At 72.4% G+C, this 17,452-nt stretch carries 14 protein-coding genes; 6 read left to right on the forward strand and 8 right to left on the reverse strand.

The features are described 5' to 3' along the window. The coding region (locus V7E45_RS22220) for a protein kinase (RefSeq protein ID WP_333775960.1) at nt 1-1,111 on the reverse strand (1,111 nt) is incomplete at its 3' end. A 164-nt stretch (nt 1,112-1,275) separates the two neighbouring features. After that, nucleotides 1,276-3,327: a serine/threonine-protein kinase gene (locus tag V7E45_RS22225; RefSeq protein WP_333775961.1), complete on the reverse strand. Its 2,052-nt coding sequence runs from the start codon at nt 3,325-3,327 to the stop codon at nt 1,276-1,278. Nucleotides 3,328-3,556: 229 nt separating this feature from the next. On the opposite strand from V7E45_RS22225, the gene V7E45_RS22230 reads away from it, so the two are divergent. After that, nucleotides 3,557-4,597, forward strand: coding sequence for a serine hydrolase domain-containing protein (locus tag V7E45_RS22230; RefSeq protein ID WP_333775962.1), 1,041 nt, complete (start codon nt 3,557-3,559; stop codon nt 4,595-4,597). An 85-nt stretch (nt 4,598-4,682) separates the two neighbouring features. Here V7E45_RS22230 and V7E45_RS22235 read toward each other — a convergent pair whose 3' ends face one another. Beyond that, complete coding sequence (locus V7E45_RS22235) at nt 4,683-6,392, reverse strand: glycerol-3-phosphate dehydrogenase/oxidase (RefSeq protein ID WP_333775963.1); 1,710 nt, start codon at nt 6,390-6,392, stop codon at nt 4,683-4,685. Between the two features lie 282 nt (nt 6,393-6,674). Between V7E45_RS22235 and V7E45_RS22240 the strand changes: the two genes are divergently transcribed. Then, nucleotides 6,675-7,883, forward strand: a complete 1,209-nt coding sequence (locus V7E45_RS22240; RefSeq protein WP_333775964.1) for a nucleotide sugar dehydrogenase — start codon at nt 6,675-6,677, stop codon at nt 7,881-7,883. Nucleotides 7,884-8,020: 137 nt separating this feature from the next. Here V7E45_RS22240 and V7E45_RS22245 read toward each other — a convergent pair whose 3' ends face one another. The 4 genes from V7E45_RS22245 to V7E45_RS22260 all read right to left on the reverse strand — a co-directional run bounded on the left by V7E45_RS22245 (nt 8,021) and on the right by V7E45_RS22260 (nt 13,142). After that, on the reverse strand, nt 8,021-9,145 hold the full coding sequence (locus tag V7E45_RS22245; RefSeq protein WP_333775965.1) for a GuaB3 family IMP dehydrogenase-related protein: 1,125 nt from the start codon (nt 9,143-9,145) through the stop codon (nt 8,021-8,023). A gap of 128 nt (nt 9,146-9,273) precedes the next feature. Then, entirely contained in the window at nt 9,274-10,776 is a 1,503-nt protein-coding gene (guaB, locus tag V7E45_RS22250) for an IMP dehydrogenase (protein ID WP_333775966.1), read from the reverse strand. Between the two features lie 162 nt (nt 10,777-10,938). After that, the gene (locus tag V7E45_RS22255; protein WP_317444923.1) at nt 10,939-11,526 is read right to left on the reverse strand and encodes a sigma-70 family RNA polymerase sigma factor; all 588 of its coding nucleotides are present in this window, start codon (nt 11,524-11,526) and stop codon (nt 10,939-10,941) included. A gap of 1,004 nt (nt 11,527-12,530) precedes the next feature. Further along, on the reverse strand, nt 12,531-13,142 hold the full coding sequence (locus V7E45_RS22260) for a response regulator transcription factor (RefSeq protein ID WP_003948568.1): 612 nt from the start codon (nt 13,140-13,142) through the stop codon (nt 12,531-12,533). Between the two features lie 381 nt (nt 13,143-13,523). On the opposite strand from V7E45_RS22260, the gene V7E45_RS22265 reads away from it, so the two are divergent. Next, entirely contained in the window at nt 13,524-13,853 is a 330-nt protein-coding gene (locus V7E45_RS22265; RefSeq protein WP_133919877.1) for a WhiB family transcriptional regulator, read from the forward strand. A gap of 111 nt (nt 13,854-13,964) precedes the next feature. Here the strand turns inward: V7E45_RS22265 and V7E45_RS22270 are convergent, their stop codons facing one another. After that, nucleotides 13,965-14,867: a LysR family transcriptional regulator gene (locus V7E45_RS22270; protein WP_317444922.1), complete on the reverse strand. Its 903-nt coding sequence runs from the start codon at nt 14,865-14,867 to the stop codon at nt 13,965-13,967. Nucleotides 14,868-14,947: 80 nt separating this feature from the next. Here V7E45_RS22270 and V7E45_RS22275 point away from each other — a divergent pair, with 80 nt between their 5' ends. The 3 genes from V7E45_RS22275 (at nt 14,948) to V7E45_RS22285 (ending at nt 17,224) form a co-directional block, all read left to right on the forward strand. Beyond that, complete coding sequence (locus tag V7E45_RS22275; protein ID WP_333775967.1) at nt 14,948-15,616, forward strand: MOSC domain-containing protein; 669 nt, start codon at nt 14,948-14,950, stop codon at nt 15,614-15,616. Nucleotides 15,617-15,669: 53 nt separating this feature from the next. Further along, complete coding sequence (locus V7E45_RS22280) at nt 15,670-16,443, forward strand: SDR family NAD(P)-dependent oxidoreductase (protein WP_333775968.1); 774 nt, start codon at nt 15,670-15,672, stop codon at nt 16,441-16,443. 73 nt (nt 16,444-16,516) lie between these two features. Beyond that, nucleotides 16,517-17,224 carry an ester cyclase gene (locus tag V7E45_RS22285; protein ID WP_333775969.1) on the forward strand — a complete coding sequence of 236 codons (708 nt, stop codon included), beginning with the start codon at nt 16,517-16,519 and terminating at the stop codon, nt 17,222-17,224. Nucleotides 17,225-17,452: the final 228 nt, after the last annotated feature.

Consider the following 17,452-nt stretch of genomic DNA (forward strand, 5'->3'; position numbering starts at 1 on the left):
CGCCACGGACACGTGGGACCCGCGGCACCCCCCCCGCCGGGCGCCCGCGGCGCCGCCCCGGGGCGGCCCGGGCTCCCGCGCGGTAGGCGGCGATGGCGCCGGCCCGCGCGGCACGGATGTCGTCACCGCTCTCCAGGGCCCGCCGTCCGGCGGGTCCGGGGACCGTGGGACCACCGCCGGAGACCCCGTTCGCGCCCGGCACCGGCAGCCCGCCGGCCGCCCGCGCCTGGATCGCGGCCCGCCGCGCGGCCTCGGGGTCGGTGTCGGGGGCGGTGGTGCCCGCCGGGGGGACCGGGACGCCGGCGCCCGTCGTCCCCCGCCCACCGGGGCCGCCGAACTCCGGTCCGCCGAAGTCCGGTCCGCCCGGGGCGCCAGCGGCCGCACGTCCCGGTCCGAGGGCGCCGGCCGGCCCTTCCTGACCGGGCCCGCCGTCCCGGCCGTCCCGTCCCTCCCCGCCTCGCCGACCTTCCTGGTCGTCGTCACCGCCGTCCGGACCCGGCACCGGGTCGTACCCGCACAGCGCCTCCTCCGCCGCGCCGACCGCGAGGCCGGTGAGCATGACCCGGCCGTCGTCGCAGACGAGGACCGTGCGGGCGGTGATGTTGCGGTGCACCCAGCCGTGGGCGTGCAGGACGCGCAGGGCCATGAGGACGTCGGAGGCGACCTCCGCCGCCCGGTACGGCGTCAGCGGCTCCTCGGTCAGCAGCGCGGACAGCGGGCGCGCCGCCACCCACTCGCTGACGATCCACAGCGAGCCGCCTTCGGCGAACACGTCGAAGACCTGGTCGAGACGCGGATGGTCGGGCACACGGGCGGCCGCCTGCGCGGCCTCGACCGCACGCCGCACGGCCGGGTCCGAGGGGCGGCGGGTGGCGGTACGGGCCGCGGGGGCGCGGCGGGCGCCGCGCTCACGGGCGGTGAACCCCTCGGGCAGTCCTTCGGCGTCGAGCACCTCGGCCTCGACGACCTCCGGCAGCGGCACCTGACGGACCAGCACCTCTTGGCCGCTGTAGGTGTCGAAGGCCCGGGTCTCGGTGAGTTCGTACTCGTCGGAGGGCGGCAGCGGCAGGCGGTAACGGTCGGCGAGCACCCGGCCCGCATAGTCGTCCACGTTGCCTCCCCCGGCCGCCTGGTCGTTCACATCCGTTCCCTGACGGACCGTTCCGCATCCACATGCGGCTGCGTACGGTCCGCAACCATTCACGATACGTGCCAGAGGCAACCCGCATTGAGGGGATGACGGATTCTCACGTACCCGAACCGGGCTCGTTCACATCACGACTTGGGTTCGAAGGACCCCGTCAGTGTCTTCCAGGTGGCCTTGCGCAGCCCGCTGTCCCACTTCGCGGCCTTCGCCGTGTACATCAGCGCGTAACCCTGATGGCCGTTGACCACGAACCCCCGGTCGATCGTGCGGTACCGGGTGCCGCCGTCGACGTAGGTGAACTCCCAGTCCGCGGTGTTCCAGCCGCGGTAGTCCACCTTCTCTATACGGATCTTGTGGTACTGGGAGCGCACCATGTACCGCGACTGGTTCTGCCAGTCCGCCACCGGGTCGCCCTGGGGCGTGCTGGTCCAGGCGACGAGCAGCTTCTGCCCCTCGGGGCCGGTGTAGCGGTCGCCGGCGGCGCCGGTGGACTGGTAGTTCCAGCCCTTGGGCAGCCCGATCGAGTAGCCCTGGCCACCCTTGTGGGTCGACTCCACGGGCGCGCTCCCGCCGCCCTTCTTGCCGGACGAACCTTGGTCGCCCGCGTTGTCGGACGAATCGGGGCTCGCCGTGTCGTCGGTGGTGGAACCGGCCGAGGCGGACGCCGAGGTGTCGCCGTCGGTCCGGGTGCCGCTGCCGGTGGACTTCCCGCCGCTCTTGCTCTTGTCCTCCTTGGGGGAGGCGGTCCCGCTCGCCGAGCTCCGGGCGGCGTTGCCGCTCTTGTCGCCGCTCTTGTCGTCACCGTTGAACGCAAGGGCAAGGATCGTGCCGATCACGGCGAGGACGACCACCACGGCGATGATCACCAGCGTGCGCTTGGGCACCACGTCGGTGAGCGGCGCCCTCGGCACCGGCCGCGGCGGCAGGTCCAGGTCCGGCGGCGGCATCACGGGCCACCCGGAACTGGGCTTGGTGGCGGACGAGTTCGGCCCCGACGGGGAGCCCTGGGCCGGACCGGCCGCCCCACCCGGCGTCCGGGCACCGGCACCGGCCGCGCCGGAGGCGCTGGAGGCACCAGAAGCACTGGAAGCACCGGAGCCGCTGTCCGCCGCCGGCCCGCCGGCGGGGCCGGGCGCCGCCTTGTCGGCACCGTTCTTCGTCGTCCGCGCGGTCGCCGCCGCGCCGGCCGAACCGGCCGCCTTGCGGACCGAGCGCAGCGCCCCGCGCAGCTTCTCCCCGGCCTCCTCGCCCCGCTTGCCGTCGGGCTGCACCGGCAGCGGCACCACCCGCGTGGCGTCCATGGCCTCGGGCTCGGGCGCGTGGATCACCCGGTTGAGCATGACCCGGGCGCGCGCGTCGTCGAGCCGCTGCGCCGGGTCCTTGTTGAGCAGGCCGTAGATGACGTCCCGGAGCGGACCGGCGTTCTTGGGCTCCTCCAGGGGCTCGGTCATCACCGCGGTCAGCGTGGCGATCGCCGAACCCTTGTCGTACGGCGGCAGGCCCTCGACCGACGCGTACAGCAGGCCGCCCAGCGACCACAGGTCGGCGGCGGGGCCGGGCTTGTGCCCCCGGGCGCGCTCGGGGGAGATGTAGGAGGGGGCGCCGACGAGCATGCCGGTGGAGGTGATGGACGGGTCGCCCTCGACCTGCGCGATGCCGAAGTCGGTGAGCACGACCCGGCCGTCCTCGGCGATCAGGACGTTGGACGGCTTCACGTCGCGGTGCAGGATGCCCTCGCGGTGCGCGGAACGCAGCACGTCGAGGACGGCGAGGCCGACCTCCGCCGCGCGCTTGGGCTCCAGCAGGCCGTCCTCGCGGATGACCTCGGCGAGGGACTTGCCCTCGACCAACTCCATGACGATCCAGGGCCGGTCGTCCTCGTCGACCACGTCGAAGACCGTCACCGCGCTGTTGTTGCGGATCCGGGCGATCGCCTTGGCCTCACGCAGGGTGCGCGTGATCAGACGCCGCTTCTCCTCGTCGTCGATGTTCGACGGGAACCGCAGTTCCTTGACGGCGACCGTCCGGCCGAGGGTCTCGTCCTCGGCGCGCCACACCGTGCCCATGCCGCCGCGGCCCAGTACGTCTCCCAGCCGGTACCGCCCGGCGAGGAGACGACGCTCGCTCTTGTCCTGACGAGTCTCCTGACGAGATGTCCCCGCCCGCTCCGCCTCCGACATGCGTCCCCTCATGCAACCCGCCCTGACAGAGCCTCCATTGTCCCTCACCCGACAAGTGGCCGACGCCCAGGGTGCCCCTGACGCCGCCCAGCCCGCCGCGCACCCGGGGACCCGCCGAAGTGGGGCTCGGGCCCACCGGGATGATGGGTCAGAGCATTCCGGCGCAGAACCGCGCATACACGAGGAGATCCGGCGAGAGCCGGAGGAGCCGGAGCAGAAGGGAGCCCGGATGCCGACGCTTCGGGCACTCCTGTCCCTACCGGTGCTCCTGGCCCTGCTGCTCGCGCCCGCCGCCACCTCCGGCCACGCGACGGGTGCCACGGACCCGATCCTCGTGCTGCTCGTCACCGAGGGCGGGGCACCCGCCGCGGCCCTGCTGGCCCGGGACGGCGACCGCGCGCACTACTCGGCCGCCGGCCGGGGCATCGCACGAGCCGACCACTTCCGCGCCGGCAGCGTCACCAAGACCTTCGTCGCCACCGTCGTGCTGCAACTCGCCGACGAGCACCGGCTGTCCCTGTCCGACACCGTCGAGCGGTACCTGCCCGGGCTGCTGCGCGGACCCGGCACCGACGGACGGCGCATCACCCTGCGCGCCCTGCTCACGCACACCAGCGGCCTCGCCGACTTCACCCGGGTCACCCATGGCGCCGTGCCACTGACCCCGCTTCAGGCCGTACGCATCGCCCTCACCCTCCCTCCGACCCGCCCGGGCCGCTCTTCCTACTCCAACACCGGCTATGTCCTGCTCGGCATGGTCGTCCACCGGATCACCGGCCACTCGTACGCCGCCGAGGCCCGGCGCCGGATCATCGCTCCCCTGGGTCTGACGGATACCTCCTTCCCTGGATCCCGCACCTCACTCCCGATGCCGCACGGCCATGCCTACGCCGCCGACGGCTCCGACGTCACCGCACTCGACCCGCGCGTGGCCGGCGCGGCGGGCGAGCTGGTGACCACGCTCGACGACCTCGACCGCTTCTACGCCGCCCTGCTGGGCGGCCGACTGCTGTCCCCGCGCCGGCTGGGCGAGATGCTCGACACCCGTGCCGCACAAGGCTCGTACGGCATGGGGCTGTTTCCGGTCGAGCTGCCGTGCGGGGTCACGGTGTGGGGGCACAACGGCCGTATCACCGGCAGCTACGTGCGCACCGCAGCCACGGTCGACGGCCGTCGTGTCCTCACCTTCCGGGTCGACACGACGGAGATCTCCGACCCAGGCCTCGAACCTCGCCTGCTCGCCGCCGAGTTCTGTCCCCGCACCCCGTAGAACGGCCGGCGCCCGAGCGGAGATCCCGGCCGCGCTCACCCGTTCGGGTGATATCCGCCGCCACCGGCCGGGACCGGCGGGAACGTCACTGGAGCGGCACGATGTCCGGTGCGCCCAGCCGGGCCGCGTCGGCCGTCAGGTCGTCCGGCTGGCGCTGGGACTCCCGTTCCGCCTCGACCCGCTTCTCGTAGTGCTCGACCTCGCGCTCGATCTGGTCCTTGTCCCAGCCGAGGACGGGCGCCATCAGCTCGGCGGCCTCTCGGGCGCTGCGGGTGCCCCGGTCGAAGGTCTCGATGGAGATGCGGGTGCGGCGGGTGAGGACGTCGTCCAGGTGCCGGGCGCCCTCGTGCGAGGCCGCGTAGACGACCTCGGCCCGCAGATAGTCGTCGGCGGCCTGCAGCGGTTCGCCGAGGGCCGGGTCGGCGGCGATGAGGTCCAGGATCTCCTCGGCCATGGCGCCGTAACGGTTCAGCAGGTGTTCCACGCGCACCACGTGCAGTCCGGTGCGGGCGGCGATCCGCGCCCGCGCGTTCCACATCGCCCGGTAGCCCTCGGCGCCGAGCAGCGGGATCTCCTCGGTGACGCAGTCGGCGACGCGCATGTCGAGCCCGTGCACCGCCTCGTCGACGGCATCCTTCGCCATCACCCGGTACGTCGTGTACTTGCCGCCCGCCACCACCACGAGGCCCGGCGCCGGATGCGCCACGGTGTGCTCGCGGGACAGCTTGCTGGTGGCGTCCGACTCACCGGCCAGCAGCGGGCGCAGGCCCGCGTACACGCCCTGCACGTCGTCGCGGCTGAGCGGGACGGCGAGCACGGAGTTGACGTGCTCCAGCAGGTAGTCGATGTCGGCGCTGGAGGCGGCCGGGTGGGCCTTGTCGAGGTCCCATTCGGTGTCGGTGGTGCCGACGATCCAGTGCCGGCCCCACGGGATGACGAAAAGCACCGACTTCTCGGTGCGCAGGATCAGACCGGTGCTGGAGTGGATGCGGTCCTTGGGCACGACCAGGTGGATGCCCTTGGAGGCGCGCACGTGGAACTGGCCGCGCTCCCCCACCATGGCCTGGGTGTCGTCGGTCCACACGCCGGTGGCGTTGACGACCTGCTTGGCCCGGATCTCGTACTCCCCGCCGCCCTCTACGTCCTGCACCCGGGCGCCGACGACCCGCTCGCCCTCGCGCAGGAAGCCCGTCACCCGGGCGCGGTTGGCCGCGTGGGCGCCGTACGACACGGCGGTGCGCACCAGGGTCGCCACGAACCGGGCGTCGTCCATCTGCGCGTCGTAGTACTGGAGGGCGCCGACCAGGGCGTCCTTCTTCAGGCAGGGTGCCACGCGCAGGGCGTGATTCCGGGTCAGGTGCCGGTGCACGGGCAGACCCCGGCCGTGCCCGCGGGCCATGGACATCGCGTCGTACAGCGCCACGCCCGAGCCGGCGTACCACCGCTCCCAGCCCTTGTGCTGGAGCGGATAGAGGAACGGCACGGGTTTCACCAGGTGCGGGGCGAGCCGCTCCAGGAGCAGGCCGCGCTCCTTCAACGCCTCGCGGACCAGGGCGAAGTCCAGCATCTCCAGATAGCGCAGTCCGCCGTGGATGAGCTTGCTTGACCTGCTGGAGGTGCCGGACGCCCAGTCGCGGGCCTCGACCAGTCCGGTGGACAGGCCACGGGTGACGGCGTCCAGTGCGGTACCGGCACCGACCACTCCGGCGCCGACCACCAGCACGTCCAGTTCGCGCTCCGCCATCGCCGCCAGTGCCTCGGCGCGCTGTGCCGGGCCCAGAGTCGCTGTCCTCACCGCTGCCTCCCGCTGTCGAAGAACTCGCTCGCGCAGGCCGCACCCGGAGGGCGAAGCCCGGTTCACCCCCTCCTCATGCCCAAATTCTGACGGGGTTGCCCGGCTTCAGCCACCACGCGCTTCCAACCTGTGGACAACACGCGCACAACCCCCGGAAGACACACGAACACAATCCCACATAACGGTCATATTTACTCCTAGTGTGACAGTGCTCCCGCGCATCCTGTCCACAGCGGTTGCGCATCTGTCCCGCTTCGGTTACTGGGAAGGACGGCCCCCGCCATGCCCGCAGACCTCGCCGTGATCGGACTCGGTTCCCACGGCCTGCCGCTCGCCCAGGCCGCCGTCTCCGCCGGCATCCCGACCATCGGGTACGCCACAGGCCCCGAGGCGGGCTCGCTCAGCCCCGCCGAGCTGCGCCGGATGCGCGCGGCGGGCTTCCGGCCGGTCACCGACCCGGCCCAGCTCGGCCGGGTGCGCACGGCGGTGATCTGCGCGCCCACCCCGCGCGGCGCCGACGGCGGTATCGACCTCGGCCAGGTGGAAGCGGCCGCGCGCACCCTCGCCGAGCGGCTGCGGCCGCACACCACGGTCATCCTGGAGTCGGCGGTCCTGCCCGGGACGACGGGCGAGTTCCTGCGGTCGCTGCTGGAACAGGGCTCGGGCCTGCGCGCGGGCCGCGACTTCCACCTCGCCTACTCGCCCAGCCGGGTCGACCCCGGCAACCGCGACCGCACCCCGGCCGGCACGCCCAGGGTCATCGGCGGCCTCACCCCCGCCTGCACGGAGTCGGCCGCCGCGTTCTACGGCCGGCTCACCGACAAGGTCGTCCGCGCGCGCGGGTTGCGTGAGGCGGAGGCCGTGCAGCTGCTGGAGACCAACTACCGGCACGTCAACATCGCGCTCGTCAACGAGATGGCCGTGCTCTGCCACGAGCTGGGCGTCGACCTGTGGGACGTCATCCGCTGCGCGGAGACCAAGCCCTTCGGCTTCCAGGCGTTCCGGCCGGGGCCGGGCGTCGGCGGCCACGGCGTCCCGCACGACCTGACCGGCCACGCGACCCGCACCCTGCGCATGGTGGAGCTGGCCCAGCAGGTCAACCACCGCATGCCCCGGTACGTCGTCCAGCGCGCCGCGGCCCTCCTCAACGAGCACGGCAAGTCCGCGCGCGGGGCGCGGGTGCTGCTGCTCGGCGTCACCTACAAGCCCGATCTCGCCGACCTGCAGAGCACGCCCGCGCAGGAGATCGCCGTCCGGCTGATGGAGTTCGGCGCCTCGGTCAGCTACCACGACCCGTACGTGCCCGCGTGGAACGTCCTGGACCGCCCGGTCCCGCGCGCGGACTCCCTGTACGAGGCGGCCGCCGACGCCGATCTGACGATCCTGCTCCAGCAGCACCGCACCTACGACCTCCAGGGCCTGTCGGTGAAGGCCCAGCTCCTGCTGGACACGCGGGGGGCCACGCCCACGGGGGCGGCGCACCGGTTGTGAGCGCAGGGCGCGTGAACGGGGGCACGTCCCCGGTCTCGCTCCTGGGCCCACGGACGGATCCGGTCCCGGCGGGTGGGCCGGCATGCCGAAGGGGCCGGTCACCCCGTAGGTGACCGGCCCCTTCGGTGTCGTGCGGGTTACCGGCGGTGCTGCGAGTCCGCCACCGTGACCTCCACGCGCTGGAACTCCTTCAGCTCGCTGTAGCCGGTGGTGGCCATGGCGCGGCGCAGGGCGCCGAAGAAGTTCATCGAGCCGTCCGGGTTGTGGGACGGGCCGGTGAGGATCTCCTCGATGGTGCCGACCGTGCCGAGGTCGACCTTCTTGCCGCGGGGCAGTTCCTCGTTGACGGCCTCCATGCCCCAGTGGTGGCCCTTGCCGGGCGCGTCCGTGCCCCGGGCCAGCGGGGAGCCCATCATCACGGAGTCGGCCCCGCAGGCGATCGCCTTCGGGAGGTCGCCGGACCAGCCGACGCCGCCGTCGGCGATCACGTGCACGTACCGGCCGCCGGACTCGTCCATGTAGTCGCGGCGGGCCGCGGCCACGTCGGCGACGGCGGTGGCCATCGGGACCTGGATGCCCAGCACGTTGCGCGTGGTGTGCGCGGCGCCGCCGCCGAAGCCGACCAGGACGCCGGCCGCGCCGGTGCGCATCAGGTGCAGGGCGGCGGTGTACGTGGCGCAGCCGCCGACGATCACCGGGACGTCCAGCTCGTAGATGAACTGCTTGAGGTTCAGCGGCTCGTGCGAGGACGACACGTGCTCCGCCGAGACCGTCGTACCTCGGATGACGAAGATGTCCACGCCCGCGTCCACGACCGCCTTGGAGAACTGGGCGGTGCGCTGAGGGGAGAGCGCGGCGGCGGTGATCACGCCGGAGTCGCGGACCTCCTTGATGCGCGCCCCGATCAGCTCCTCCTTGATCGGCGCCGCGTAGATCTCCTGGAGCCGGCGGGTGGCCGTCGCGGCGTCCAGCTCGGCGATCTCGTCCAGCAGCGGCTGGGGGTCCTCGTGCCGCGTCCACAGGCCCTCGAGGTTGAGCACGCCGAGGCCGCCCAGCTCGCCGATGCGGATCGCGGTGGCCGGGGAGACGACCGAGTCCATGGGGGCGGCCAGGAAGGGCAGCTCGAAGCGGTAGGCGTCGATCTGCCAGGCGATCGAGACCTCCTTCGGGTCCCGCGTACGGCGGCTGGGGACGACGGCGATGTCGTCGAAGGCGTACGCCCGGCGGCCGCGCTTGCCGCGCCCGATCTCGATCTCAGTCACGTTGGTGGCCTTTCCCTATGCGTTGCAGCGCCTTCCAGTATCGCCGACAGGTGCGACAAGGGCGGCCCCGGATGCCCCGGGACCGCCCTCGCGTTGCCGTCACACGTGCGCGTGCGTCGCCGCGCGTGTCACTTCCTGCTGTAGTTCGGCGCCTCGACCGTCATCTGGATGTCGTGCGGGTGGCTCTCCTTGAGGCCCGCCGAGGTGATCCGCACGAAGCGGCCCTTGGACTCCATCTCCTCGATGGTGGCGGCGCCCACGTAGCCCATGGTCTGGCGCAGGCCGCCGACGAGCTGGTGCAGCACGTTGGAGAGCGGGCCGCGGTAGGGCACCTGGCCCTCGACGCCCTCGGGCACGAGCTTGTCGTCCGAGGCGACCTCGGCCTGGAAGTAGCGGTCCTTCGAGTACGACCGGCCCTGGCCGCGGGACTGCATCGCGCCCAGCGAGCCCATGCCGCGGTACGACTTGAACTGCTTGCCGTTGATGAACAGCAGCTCGCCCGGCGACTCCTCGCAGCCGGCGAGGAGGCTGCCCAGCATGACCGTGTCGGCGCCGGCGGCGAGCGCCTTGCCGATGTCGCCGGAGTACTGCAGACCACCGTCGCCGATCAGCGGGATGCCCGCCGCACGCGCGGCCAGCGATGCCTCGTAGATGGCGGTGACCTGCGGGACGCCGATACCGGCGACCACGCGGGTGGTGCAGATCGAGCCGGGCCCGACGCCGACCTTGATGCCGTCGACACCGGCGTCGATGAGCGCCTGGGCGCCGTCGCGGGTGGCGACGTTGCCGCCGATCACGTCGACGTCCACGGCCGACTTGATCTTCGACATCCAGCTGAGCGCGTTGCTGTTGTGGCCGTGGGAGGTGTCGACGACCAGGAAGTCCACACCGGCCGCGGCCAGCGCCTGGGCGCGCTCCAGCGCCTCGGGGCTGGCGCCGACGGCGGCACCGACGAGCAGCCGGCCCTCGGCGTCCTTGGCGGCGCTCGGGTACTTCTCCGCCTTGACGAAGTCCTTGACCGTGATCAGGCCCTTGAGGACGCCCGCGTCGTCGACCAGCGGAAGCTTCTCGATCTTGTGCTTGCGCAGCAGCTCCATGGCCTCTGGCCCGGAGATGCCGACCTTGCCGGTGACCAGCGGCATGGGGGTCATGACCTCGCGCACCTGACGCGTGCGGTCGCTCTCGAAGGCCATGTCGCGGTTGGTCACGATGCCCAGCAGCTTGCCGGCCGGGTCGGTGACCGGGACGCCGCTGATGCGGAACTTGGCGCAGAGCGCGTCCGCCTCGGCGAGCGTGGCCTCCGGGTGCACCGTGATCGGGTCGGTGACCATGCCGGACTCGGACCGCTTCACCAGGTCGACCTGGTTGACCTGGTCCTCGACGGAGAGGTTGCGGTGCAGCACGCCGACGCCGCCGAGCCGGGCCATGGCGATGGCCATGCGGGACTCGGTCACCTTGTCCATCGCCGCGGAGAGCAGCGGGATGTTGACCCGGACATTGCGGGAGATGCGGGACGAGGTGTCGACCGCGTTGGGGAGCACCTCGGATGCGCCCGGCAGCAGCAGCACGTCGTCGTAGGTCAGCCCGAGTGTCGCGAATTTACCGGGCACTCCGTCGACGTTTGCAGTCATGACACCTTCCCCAAATGGCCTTGATCGGTGCGGATGTCCATGCTAACGGGAAGCGTCGTCAGCAAATTCCACGGTACGGGGTCGCTTCAGGCTTCGTATGTTCGTACGGAAGCGGAAGCGCGCCTGTTCAGCTGAGGGGCCGGGGGGCCTCTCCCCAGGGTGTCACTGCTCGGCGAGCGCGCGCAGGCGGCTCAGCGCGCGGTGCTGGGCCACCCGTACGGCGCCGGGTGACATTCCCAACATCTGCCCCGTCTCCTCCGCGGTCAAGCCCACGGCGATGCGCAGCAGGAGCAGTTCGCGCTGGTTCTCCGGGAGGTTGGCCAGTAGTTTCTTGGCCCACTCGGCGTCGCTGCTGAGCAGGGCGCGCTCCTCGGGGCCGAGGGAGTCGTCGGGGCGCTCCGGCATCTCGTCCGAGGGGACGACCGTGGAACCGGGGTGGCGCATCGCGGCGCGTTGCAGGTCGGCGACCTTGTGCGAGGCGATGGCGAAGACGAAGGCCTCGAAGGGGCGGCCGGTGTCGCGGTAGCGCGGCAGGGCGAGCAGGACCGCGACGCAGACCTCCTGGGCGAGGTCCTCGACGAAGTGGCGCGCGTCGCCCGGGAGCCGGGACAGCCGGGTGCGGCAGTAGCGCAGCGCGAGCGGGTGGACGTGCGCGAGCAGGTCGTGCGTGGCCTGCGCGTCCCCGTCGACGGCACGGTGTACGAGCGCACCGATCGCCCCGTGGGCCGTGCCCGCCTCGTCGTCGCGCATCGGTCCATGGTGCCCTGCGGCCGTACGGTCCGTTGCGTCGTGCTCGTGGTTGTGCACCGAAGCGTTATGAGCAGGTGCGCCGGCACTCATTCCCTGCGCCCTCCCCTTCCGCTCGACCGACTCGTCCCCGAGAGACTCCACATCTCAAGGATGCGGCATCCGCGGCGAAACGAGCACGGGGTGTCCGGCGGACAGTCGTGCGCGGCCCGCGCCACCGTGTCCGGCGGTGCCGTGCGTCCGGCCCGCGCGCATCCCGGCGCCGCGCCGCCGGACGGCCCCGGACAGCGCTGTTCCCGCCGGTCGCGGTGCACGGGCGCGGGAACCGCGGGGAGCGGCCGTCCGGGACGTCCGCGCGCCGTTCCGTACCGGGCCGCACGGGTCGCGGCGTGACGCATCCCATGAGACGCTGACCGGCTCGTCACACGACTCGGCACCCGAGTCGCCACACGAGGCATCGGGTGACGCGGCGCGCGGGCCGTTCCACGGAGCCTCGCGCGCGGGCTCGCGTTCGGGCGCGGTCCGGACTTCGCCCAGGGGTGGGGCGGGGCCGTCCCGGAAGCGGGTCGTGGCACCGGCACGGGGCACCCTCCGTTCCCGCCCGGGCCGTGAGGCGGCGAGCGGCGTGTCTCAGGCATCCGCGAAGTGGCCGGGACCGGCCGCGGAAGCGCCTCACTTCCACGTGCGCGGGCGACCGGGACAGCTCCCGGAGGTCCGCGCGGGCACACATCGCCGTACGGCGGTACGTGGGTACGTCGGGGAGGGACGCCCGGGGGCGAGTGGTGTGCTCGGCCCCGCGGGCGTGTCCGTCCCTGTGGCGTCGCGCGGCGTCCGTTGCGGCGGCCGGACCCGGACGCCTGAGTCGAGGCATGCCGCGCCGTGCCCCGCGAGCGCCCTGGACGCCGGGAGACCGCCCCGCTCCGGCGGGAGGAGGCGGACCGGCTTCCGGCTCCCGGCGGTGCCGCCGGTGCCGGATCGCCCCGCCTGCCCGGCGGGACGCGTCCTTCCTAGCGGACCAGGCCCCAGCGGAAGCCGAGGGCCACCGCGTGCGCCCGGTCCGAGGCGCCGAGCTTCTTGAACAGGCGGCGGGCGTGCGTCTTGACGGTGTCCTCGGAGAGGAACAGCTCGCGGCCGATCTCTGCGTTGGAACGGCCGTGGCTCATGCCCTCGAGCACCTGGATCTCCCGCGCGGTGAGCGTGGGCGCCGCGCCCATCTCGGCCGAGCGCAGGCGCCGCGGGGCCAGCCGCCAGGTCGGGTCGGCGAGCGCCTGGGTCACGGTGGCCCGCAGTTCCGCGCGCGAGGCGTCCTTGTGCAGGTAGCCCCGGGCGCCTGCGGCCACCGCGAGGGCCACGCCGTCCAGGTCCTCGGCCACCGTGAGCATGATGATGCGTGCGCCCGGGTCGGCGGACAGCAGCCGGCGCACGGTCTCGACACCACCCAGGCCGGGCATGCGTACATCCATCAGGATGAGGTCGGAGCGGTCGGCGCCCCAGCGGCGGAGGACTTCCTCGCCGTTGGCCGCCGTCGTCACGCGCTCGACGCCGGGCACGGTCGCTACCGCGCGGCGGAGCGCCTCTCGGGCAAGCGGGGAGTCGTCGCAGACGAGGACGGAAGTCATGACCGCCCTCCGCAGCTGATGCGCGTCACCTTGAGCCTCCAGGCTGGTACGGAATCGTCACCTGTGCGGTCGAACGTCTCGGACGCCTGCCCGAGCACTTGTGTTTTCAACCGCCTCCGCACTCTCAACGACGGTCACTCGAAAGAGTTACGGGGCTACCTGCCGTCTTCGGCACTCTACGTGAGGAAGCCGACACGGTGCAGACATGGCCGTCCGACCCTCAACTTTTCATCACAACCCATGCCCCATTTAGCCGTTTTTGGTCCCGTTTCTCAGTGTCTGGAGCTAGATTCGCAATGAGTCATATTTTCATCTCCTTAGACCGGAGATGTACGGTCGTTGGCACCGTATCCGCCCAGAACGGCTACAAGGGGTCACGTAATGGCAGATTTCTCCCGCCTTCCCGGACCGAACGCGGACCTGTGGGACTGGCAGCTGCTGGCTGCCTGCCGCGGCGTGGACAGCTCGCTCTTCTTTCACCCTGAGGGCGAGCGCGGGGCGGCTCGGAGCGCTCGCGAGAACTCGGCCAAGGAGGTCTGCATGAGGTGCCCGGTCCGCGCGGAGTGCGCGGCACATGCCCTGGCGGTGCGCGAGCCGTACGGGGTCTGGGGCGGCCTGACCGAGGACGAGCGTGAGGAGTTGATGGGGCGGGCACGCAACCGTCTGGTGGCGGCTTCTTCCACCGGCGGGGACACCGCCTCGCATCACTGAAGGAAACGTTTCTGCACCCACGGCCCGCCGGGTGTGTTGCTTCCCTACCGCCATTGGGCACGCCTCGTGCGTGCCCAAGACCCTGCCTGTGGCCCGCCTCCGGGGCGCTCGTCAGGCGGCGCGCCCCGCCGCCCGGGCCAGCTGTTCGAGCGTCGCCGCCACGGCCGGCACCTGCGCCAGGTCGGGCAGGGTGAGGGCGACGATCTGACGGCGCACGACCGGTTCGAGCGCCACCGTGCGCACCCCCCTGGGCCGCACCGAGTCCACCGCGAGCTGCGGCAGGACGGCCACCCCGAGACCGGCCCCGACCAGGCCGACGACGGCCGGGTAGTCGTCGGTCGCGAAATCGATGCGGGGCGTGAATCCCGCGCCCTCGCACACCTCCACCAGCTGGCCCCGGCAGCGCGGGCAGCCCGCGATCCAGGGTTCCCGGGCCAGCTCGCCGATGGCGACGGACTCCGCGCGCGCGAGCCGGTGCCGCTCCGGCACGAGGGCCACGAGGCGGTCCACGAGCAGGGGGCGTACGACGAGGTCGTCCCAGTCCTCGGCCACCGCGGCGCCCTCGTAGCGGAAGGCCAGGGCCAGATCGCAGTCGCCCTCGCGCAGCAGTCCGACGGACTTGGGGGGTTCGGCCTCCTCCAGGGAGACCCGGGTGCCGGGGTGGGCGGCGCGCAGGGCGGCCAGGGCGGTGGGGACGAGGGTGGAGCTGCCGCTCGGGAAGGAGACCAGGCGGACCCGGCCGGCCCGCAGACCGGCGATGGCGGCGACCTCCTCCTCGGCGGCGGTGAGCCCGGCGAGGATCCCGGAGGCGTGTCTGACCAGGGCCTCGCCGGCCTGGGTGAGGCGCATCTCGCGGCCGCTGCGCACCAGCAGCGGGGTTCCGACGGATGTCTCGAGGGCCTTCATCTGCTGGCTGACGGCCGGCTGGGTGCAGCCCAGTTCCCGCCCCGCGGCGGAGAAGGAGCCGGTGGTGGCGACGGCGCGCAGGACGCGGAGATGACGGGCCTCGATCACCCTTGGAGCATAAGCCCGGCTTGGGTCCGGCGGCCAATATTGCGTCGACGCTTTGGGATCCGGTCCCGTACCGTTCGGGCATGAAGCTTCTCTCGGTCAACCTGGGCCGCCCGCAGCCGGTGCCGTACACGGACCAGCCCGAGGGCGTGACGGGCATCGACAAGCAGCCCGTCGGGCGGCCGGTGCGGGTGGCGGCTCCCGGGCCCAAGGGCGTCGGCGCTAGCGGTGTCGCCGGGGACGCGGTGTGCGACACCCGTCATCACGGGGGCGACGACCAGGCCGTGTACGCCTACGCGCGCGAGGACCTCGACGCGTGGGAGCGCGAACTGGGCCGGCCGCTGGCGAACGGCTGCTTCGGCGAGAACCTCACGACCGAGGGTCTGGACGTCTCCGGGGCGCTGATCGGCGAGCGCTGGCGGATCGGTTCCGGGCTGGTCCTGGAGGTGACGTCGGGGCGGATACCGTGCCGTACGTTCCAGGGCCATCTGGGCGAGCGGAGCTGGGTGAAGAGGTTCACCCGGAAGGGCGTGACCGGTGCCTACCTGCGGGTGATCGAACCGGGTGAGATACGGGCGGGCGATCCGGTCGAGATCGTGCACCGGCCGGACCACGCGGTGACGGCGGCGTTGCAGTTCCGCGCGGTCACCACCGAACGGGAGCTGCTGCCGGGGCTGCTCGTGGCGGGTGACGCCCTGCACGCCGAGACGCTGGCCGCGGCGCACAAGTACATGGCCGCCCGGGCCCGCTGAGGAGCGGTCACGACGGAGCGGACGCTGTCGGTCCGGGTCACTACCCTTGGGCCATGACAACGGCTCTGATTACGGGATCGACCGCGGGGATCGGTGCCGCGTTCGCGCGGCGGCTGGCGGCTGACGGGCATGACCTCGTCCTGGTCGCACGGGACACCGCGCGGCTGCACGAGCAGGCGACCGAGCTGCACGACCGGCACGGCGTCGAGGTGGAGGTGCTGACCGCCGACCTCGCCGAGGACAAGGGCATCGAGACGGTGGCCGACCGGCTCGGGAACCGCAAGAAGCCGGTCGACCTGCTGATCAACAACGCGGGCTTCGGCAACAAGGGCCGCTACCTGGACGTCTCCATGACCGACGAGCTGCGGATGCTCAAGGTGCACTGCGAGGCGGTACTGCGGCTGACGTCGGCGGCGTCCGAGGCGATGCGCGAGCGCGGGCGCGGCGGGGTGGTGAACGTCGCCTCGGTGGCGGCCTTCCTGCCGCGGGGCACGTACGGCGCGTCGAAGGCGTGGGTCGTGCAGTTCACCCAGGGCGCGGCCAAGGACCTGGCCGGTTCGGGCGTACGCCTGATGGCGCTGTGCCCGGGATTCGTGCGCACGGAGTTCCACCAGCGGGCCGGGATGGGCACCGACAACATCCCGGGCTGGATGTGGCTGGACGCGGACAAGCTGGTCGCGGCGGCGCTGGCGGACCTCGCGCGCGGGAAGTCGCTGTCGATCCCGGATCCGCGCTACAAGACGCTGATGGGTCTGGTGAAGGTCGCCCCGCGCGGGCTCATGGGCGGCATCAGCTCGCGGACGGGGCGCAAGTACGGACCCCAGTAGGACGGGTGGTGCCGACGTTCCGGTGGGAAAATGGTCGGGTCGGTACCGGACCAGGGGGGCCGGAGGCGGTGACATGACCTTCGTACAGCTCATCGAGTGCAGGACGAGCCGGCTGGACGAGATGAACCGGCTCATCGACGACTGGGTCGGCCAGAGCAGCGGAAGGCGTACGGCGACGCACGCGGTCGTCGGCAAGGACCGCTCGGACGCGTCGCACATCGTCGAGGTGGTGGAGTTCCCGTCGTACGAGGAGGCGATGCGGAACTCGGACCTCCCGGAGACCGGCAGGATCTTCCGGGACATGGTCGCCCTGTGCGACGAGACGCCGACGTTCACCGACCTGGACGTCGTCAGGGACGAGCAGTTGGGCCTCGATCCCGTACGGCGGCTCTTCGCGGCCCTGGAGAGCGAGGGCGAACTGCCGCCGCTCAACGACCTGCTGGACGAGGACATCCACAGCCACGACCCGATCAACCCGCAGGACACCATCGGGCTGGACAACGTACGCGGCGAGTACCGGATGTGGCGCGCCGCGTTCGACTTCGCCTTCACGGTCGAGGACGTGCTGGCCCAGGGCGACCAGGTCTGCGCGCGCTGGACCTGGCACGCGACCCACAAGGGCGACTTCCTCGGTATCCCGGCGACCGACCGGCAGGTCACCATGACCGGCATGACCCTCTTCCGCTTCGGCCCCCACGGCAAGATCACCGAAATCTGGTGGCAGGACGACCATCTGGGGCTGATGCAGCAACTGGGGGCACTGGACGAGCTGGAGCAGTAGGGGGCGGGGCGACCGATCCGGTGTGCGGTGCGCCGGCACGTGTGGGGCACGACGGCACCGCCTCGGCGCTTGGCCGGCCCCTGACCGCAGGGCACGGACTGACGTCGCGGCGCGCGGCTTCTCGGTCCTGACCGGCACGCTTCCGGACACAGAACAGCCGGGGGGCGGGCCCCCCCCCCGGGGGGGGGGGCCCGCGGGGGGCCCCCCGCCCCCCCCCCCCCCCCCCCC

This window comes from Streptomyces sp. IBSBF 3136, assembly GCF_036815105.1.
Lineage (GTDB): Bacteria > Actinomycetota > Actinomycetes > Streptomycetales > Streptomycetaceae > Streptomyces.

Bases quoted from the DNA above. Each gene is read 5' to 3' on its own strand.
- V7E45_RS22225 (WP_333775961.1), bottom strand. From the start codon at position 3,327: ATGTCGGAGGCGGAGCGGGCGGGGACATCTCGTCAGGAGACTCGTCAG.
- V7E45_RS22230 (WP_333775962.1), top strand. From the start codon at position 3,557: ATGCCGACGCTTCGGGCACTCCTGTCCCTACCGGTGCTCCTGGCCCTG.
- V7E45_RS22240 (WP_333775964.1), top strand. From the start codon at position 6,675: ATGCCCGCAGACCTCGCCGTGATCGGACTCGGTTCCCACGGCCTGCCG.
- guaB (WP_333775966.1), bottom strand. From the start codon at position 10,776: ATGACTGCAAACGTCGACGGAGTGCCCGGTAAATTCGCGACACTCGGG.
- V7E45_RS22255 (WP_317444923.1), bottom strand. From the start codon at position 11,526: ATGCGCGACGACGAGGCGGGCACGGCCCACGGGGCGATCGGTGCGCTC.
- V7E45_RS22260 (WP_003948568.1), bottom strand. From the start codon at position 13,142: ATGACTTCCGTCCTCGTCTGCGACGACTCCCCGCTTGCCCGAGAGGCG.
- V7E45_RS22265 (WP_133919877.1), top strand. From the start codon at position 13,524: ATGGCAGATTTCTCCCGCCTTCCCGGACCGAACGCGGACCTGTGGGAC.
- V7E45_RS22275 (WP_333775967.1), top strand. From the start codon at position 14,948: ATGAAGCTTCTCTCGGTCAACCTGGGCCGCCCGCAGCCGGTGCCGTAC.
- V7E45_RS22280 (WP_333775968.1), top strand. From the start codon at position 15,670: ATGACAACGGCTCTGATTACGGGATCGACCGCGGGGATCGGTGCCGCG.
- V7E45_RS22285 (WP_333775969.1), top strand. From the start codon at position 16,517: ATGACCTTCGTACAGCTCATCGAGTGCAGGACGAGCCGGCTGGACGAG.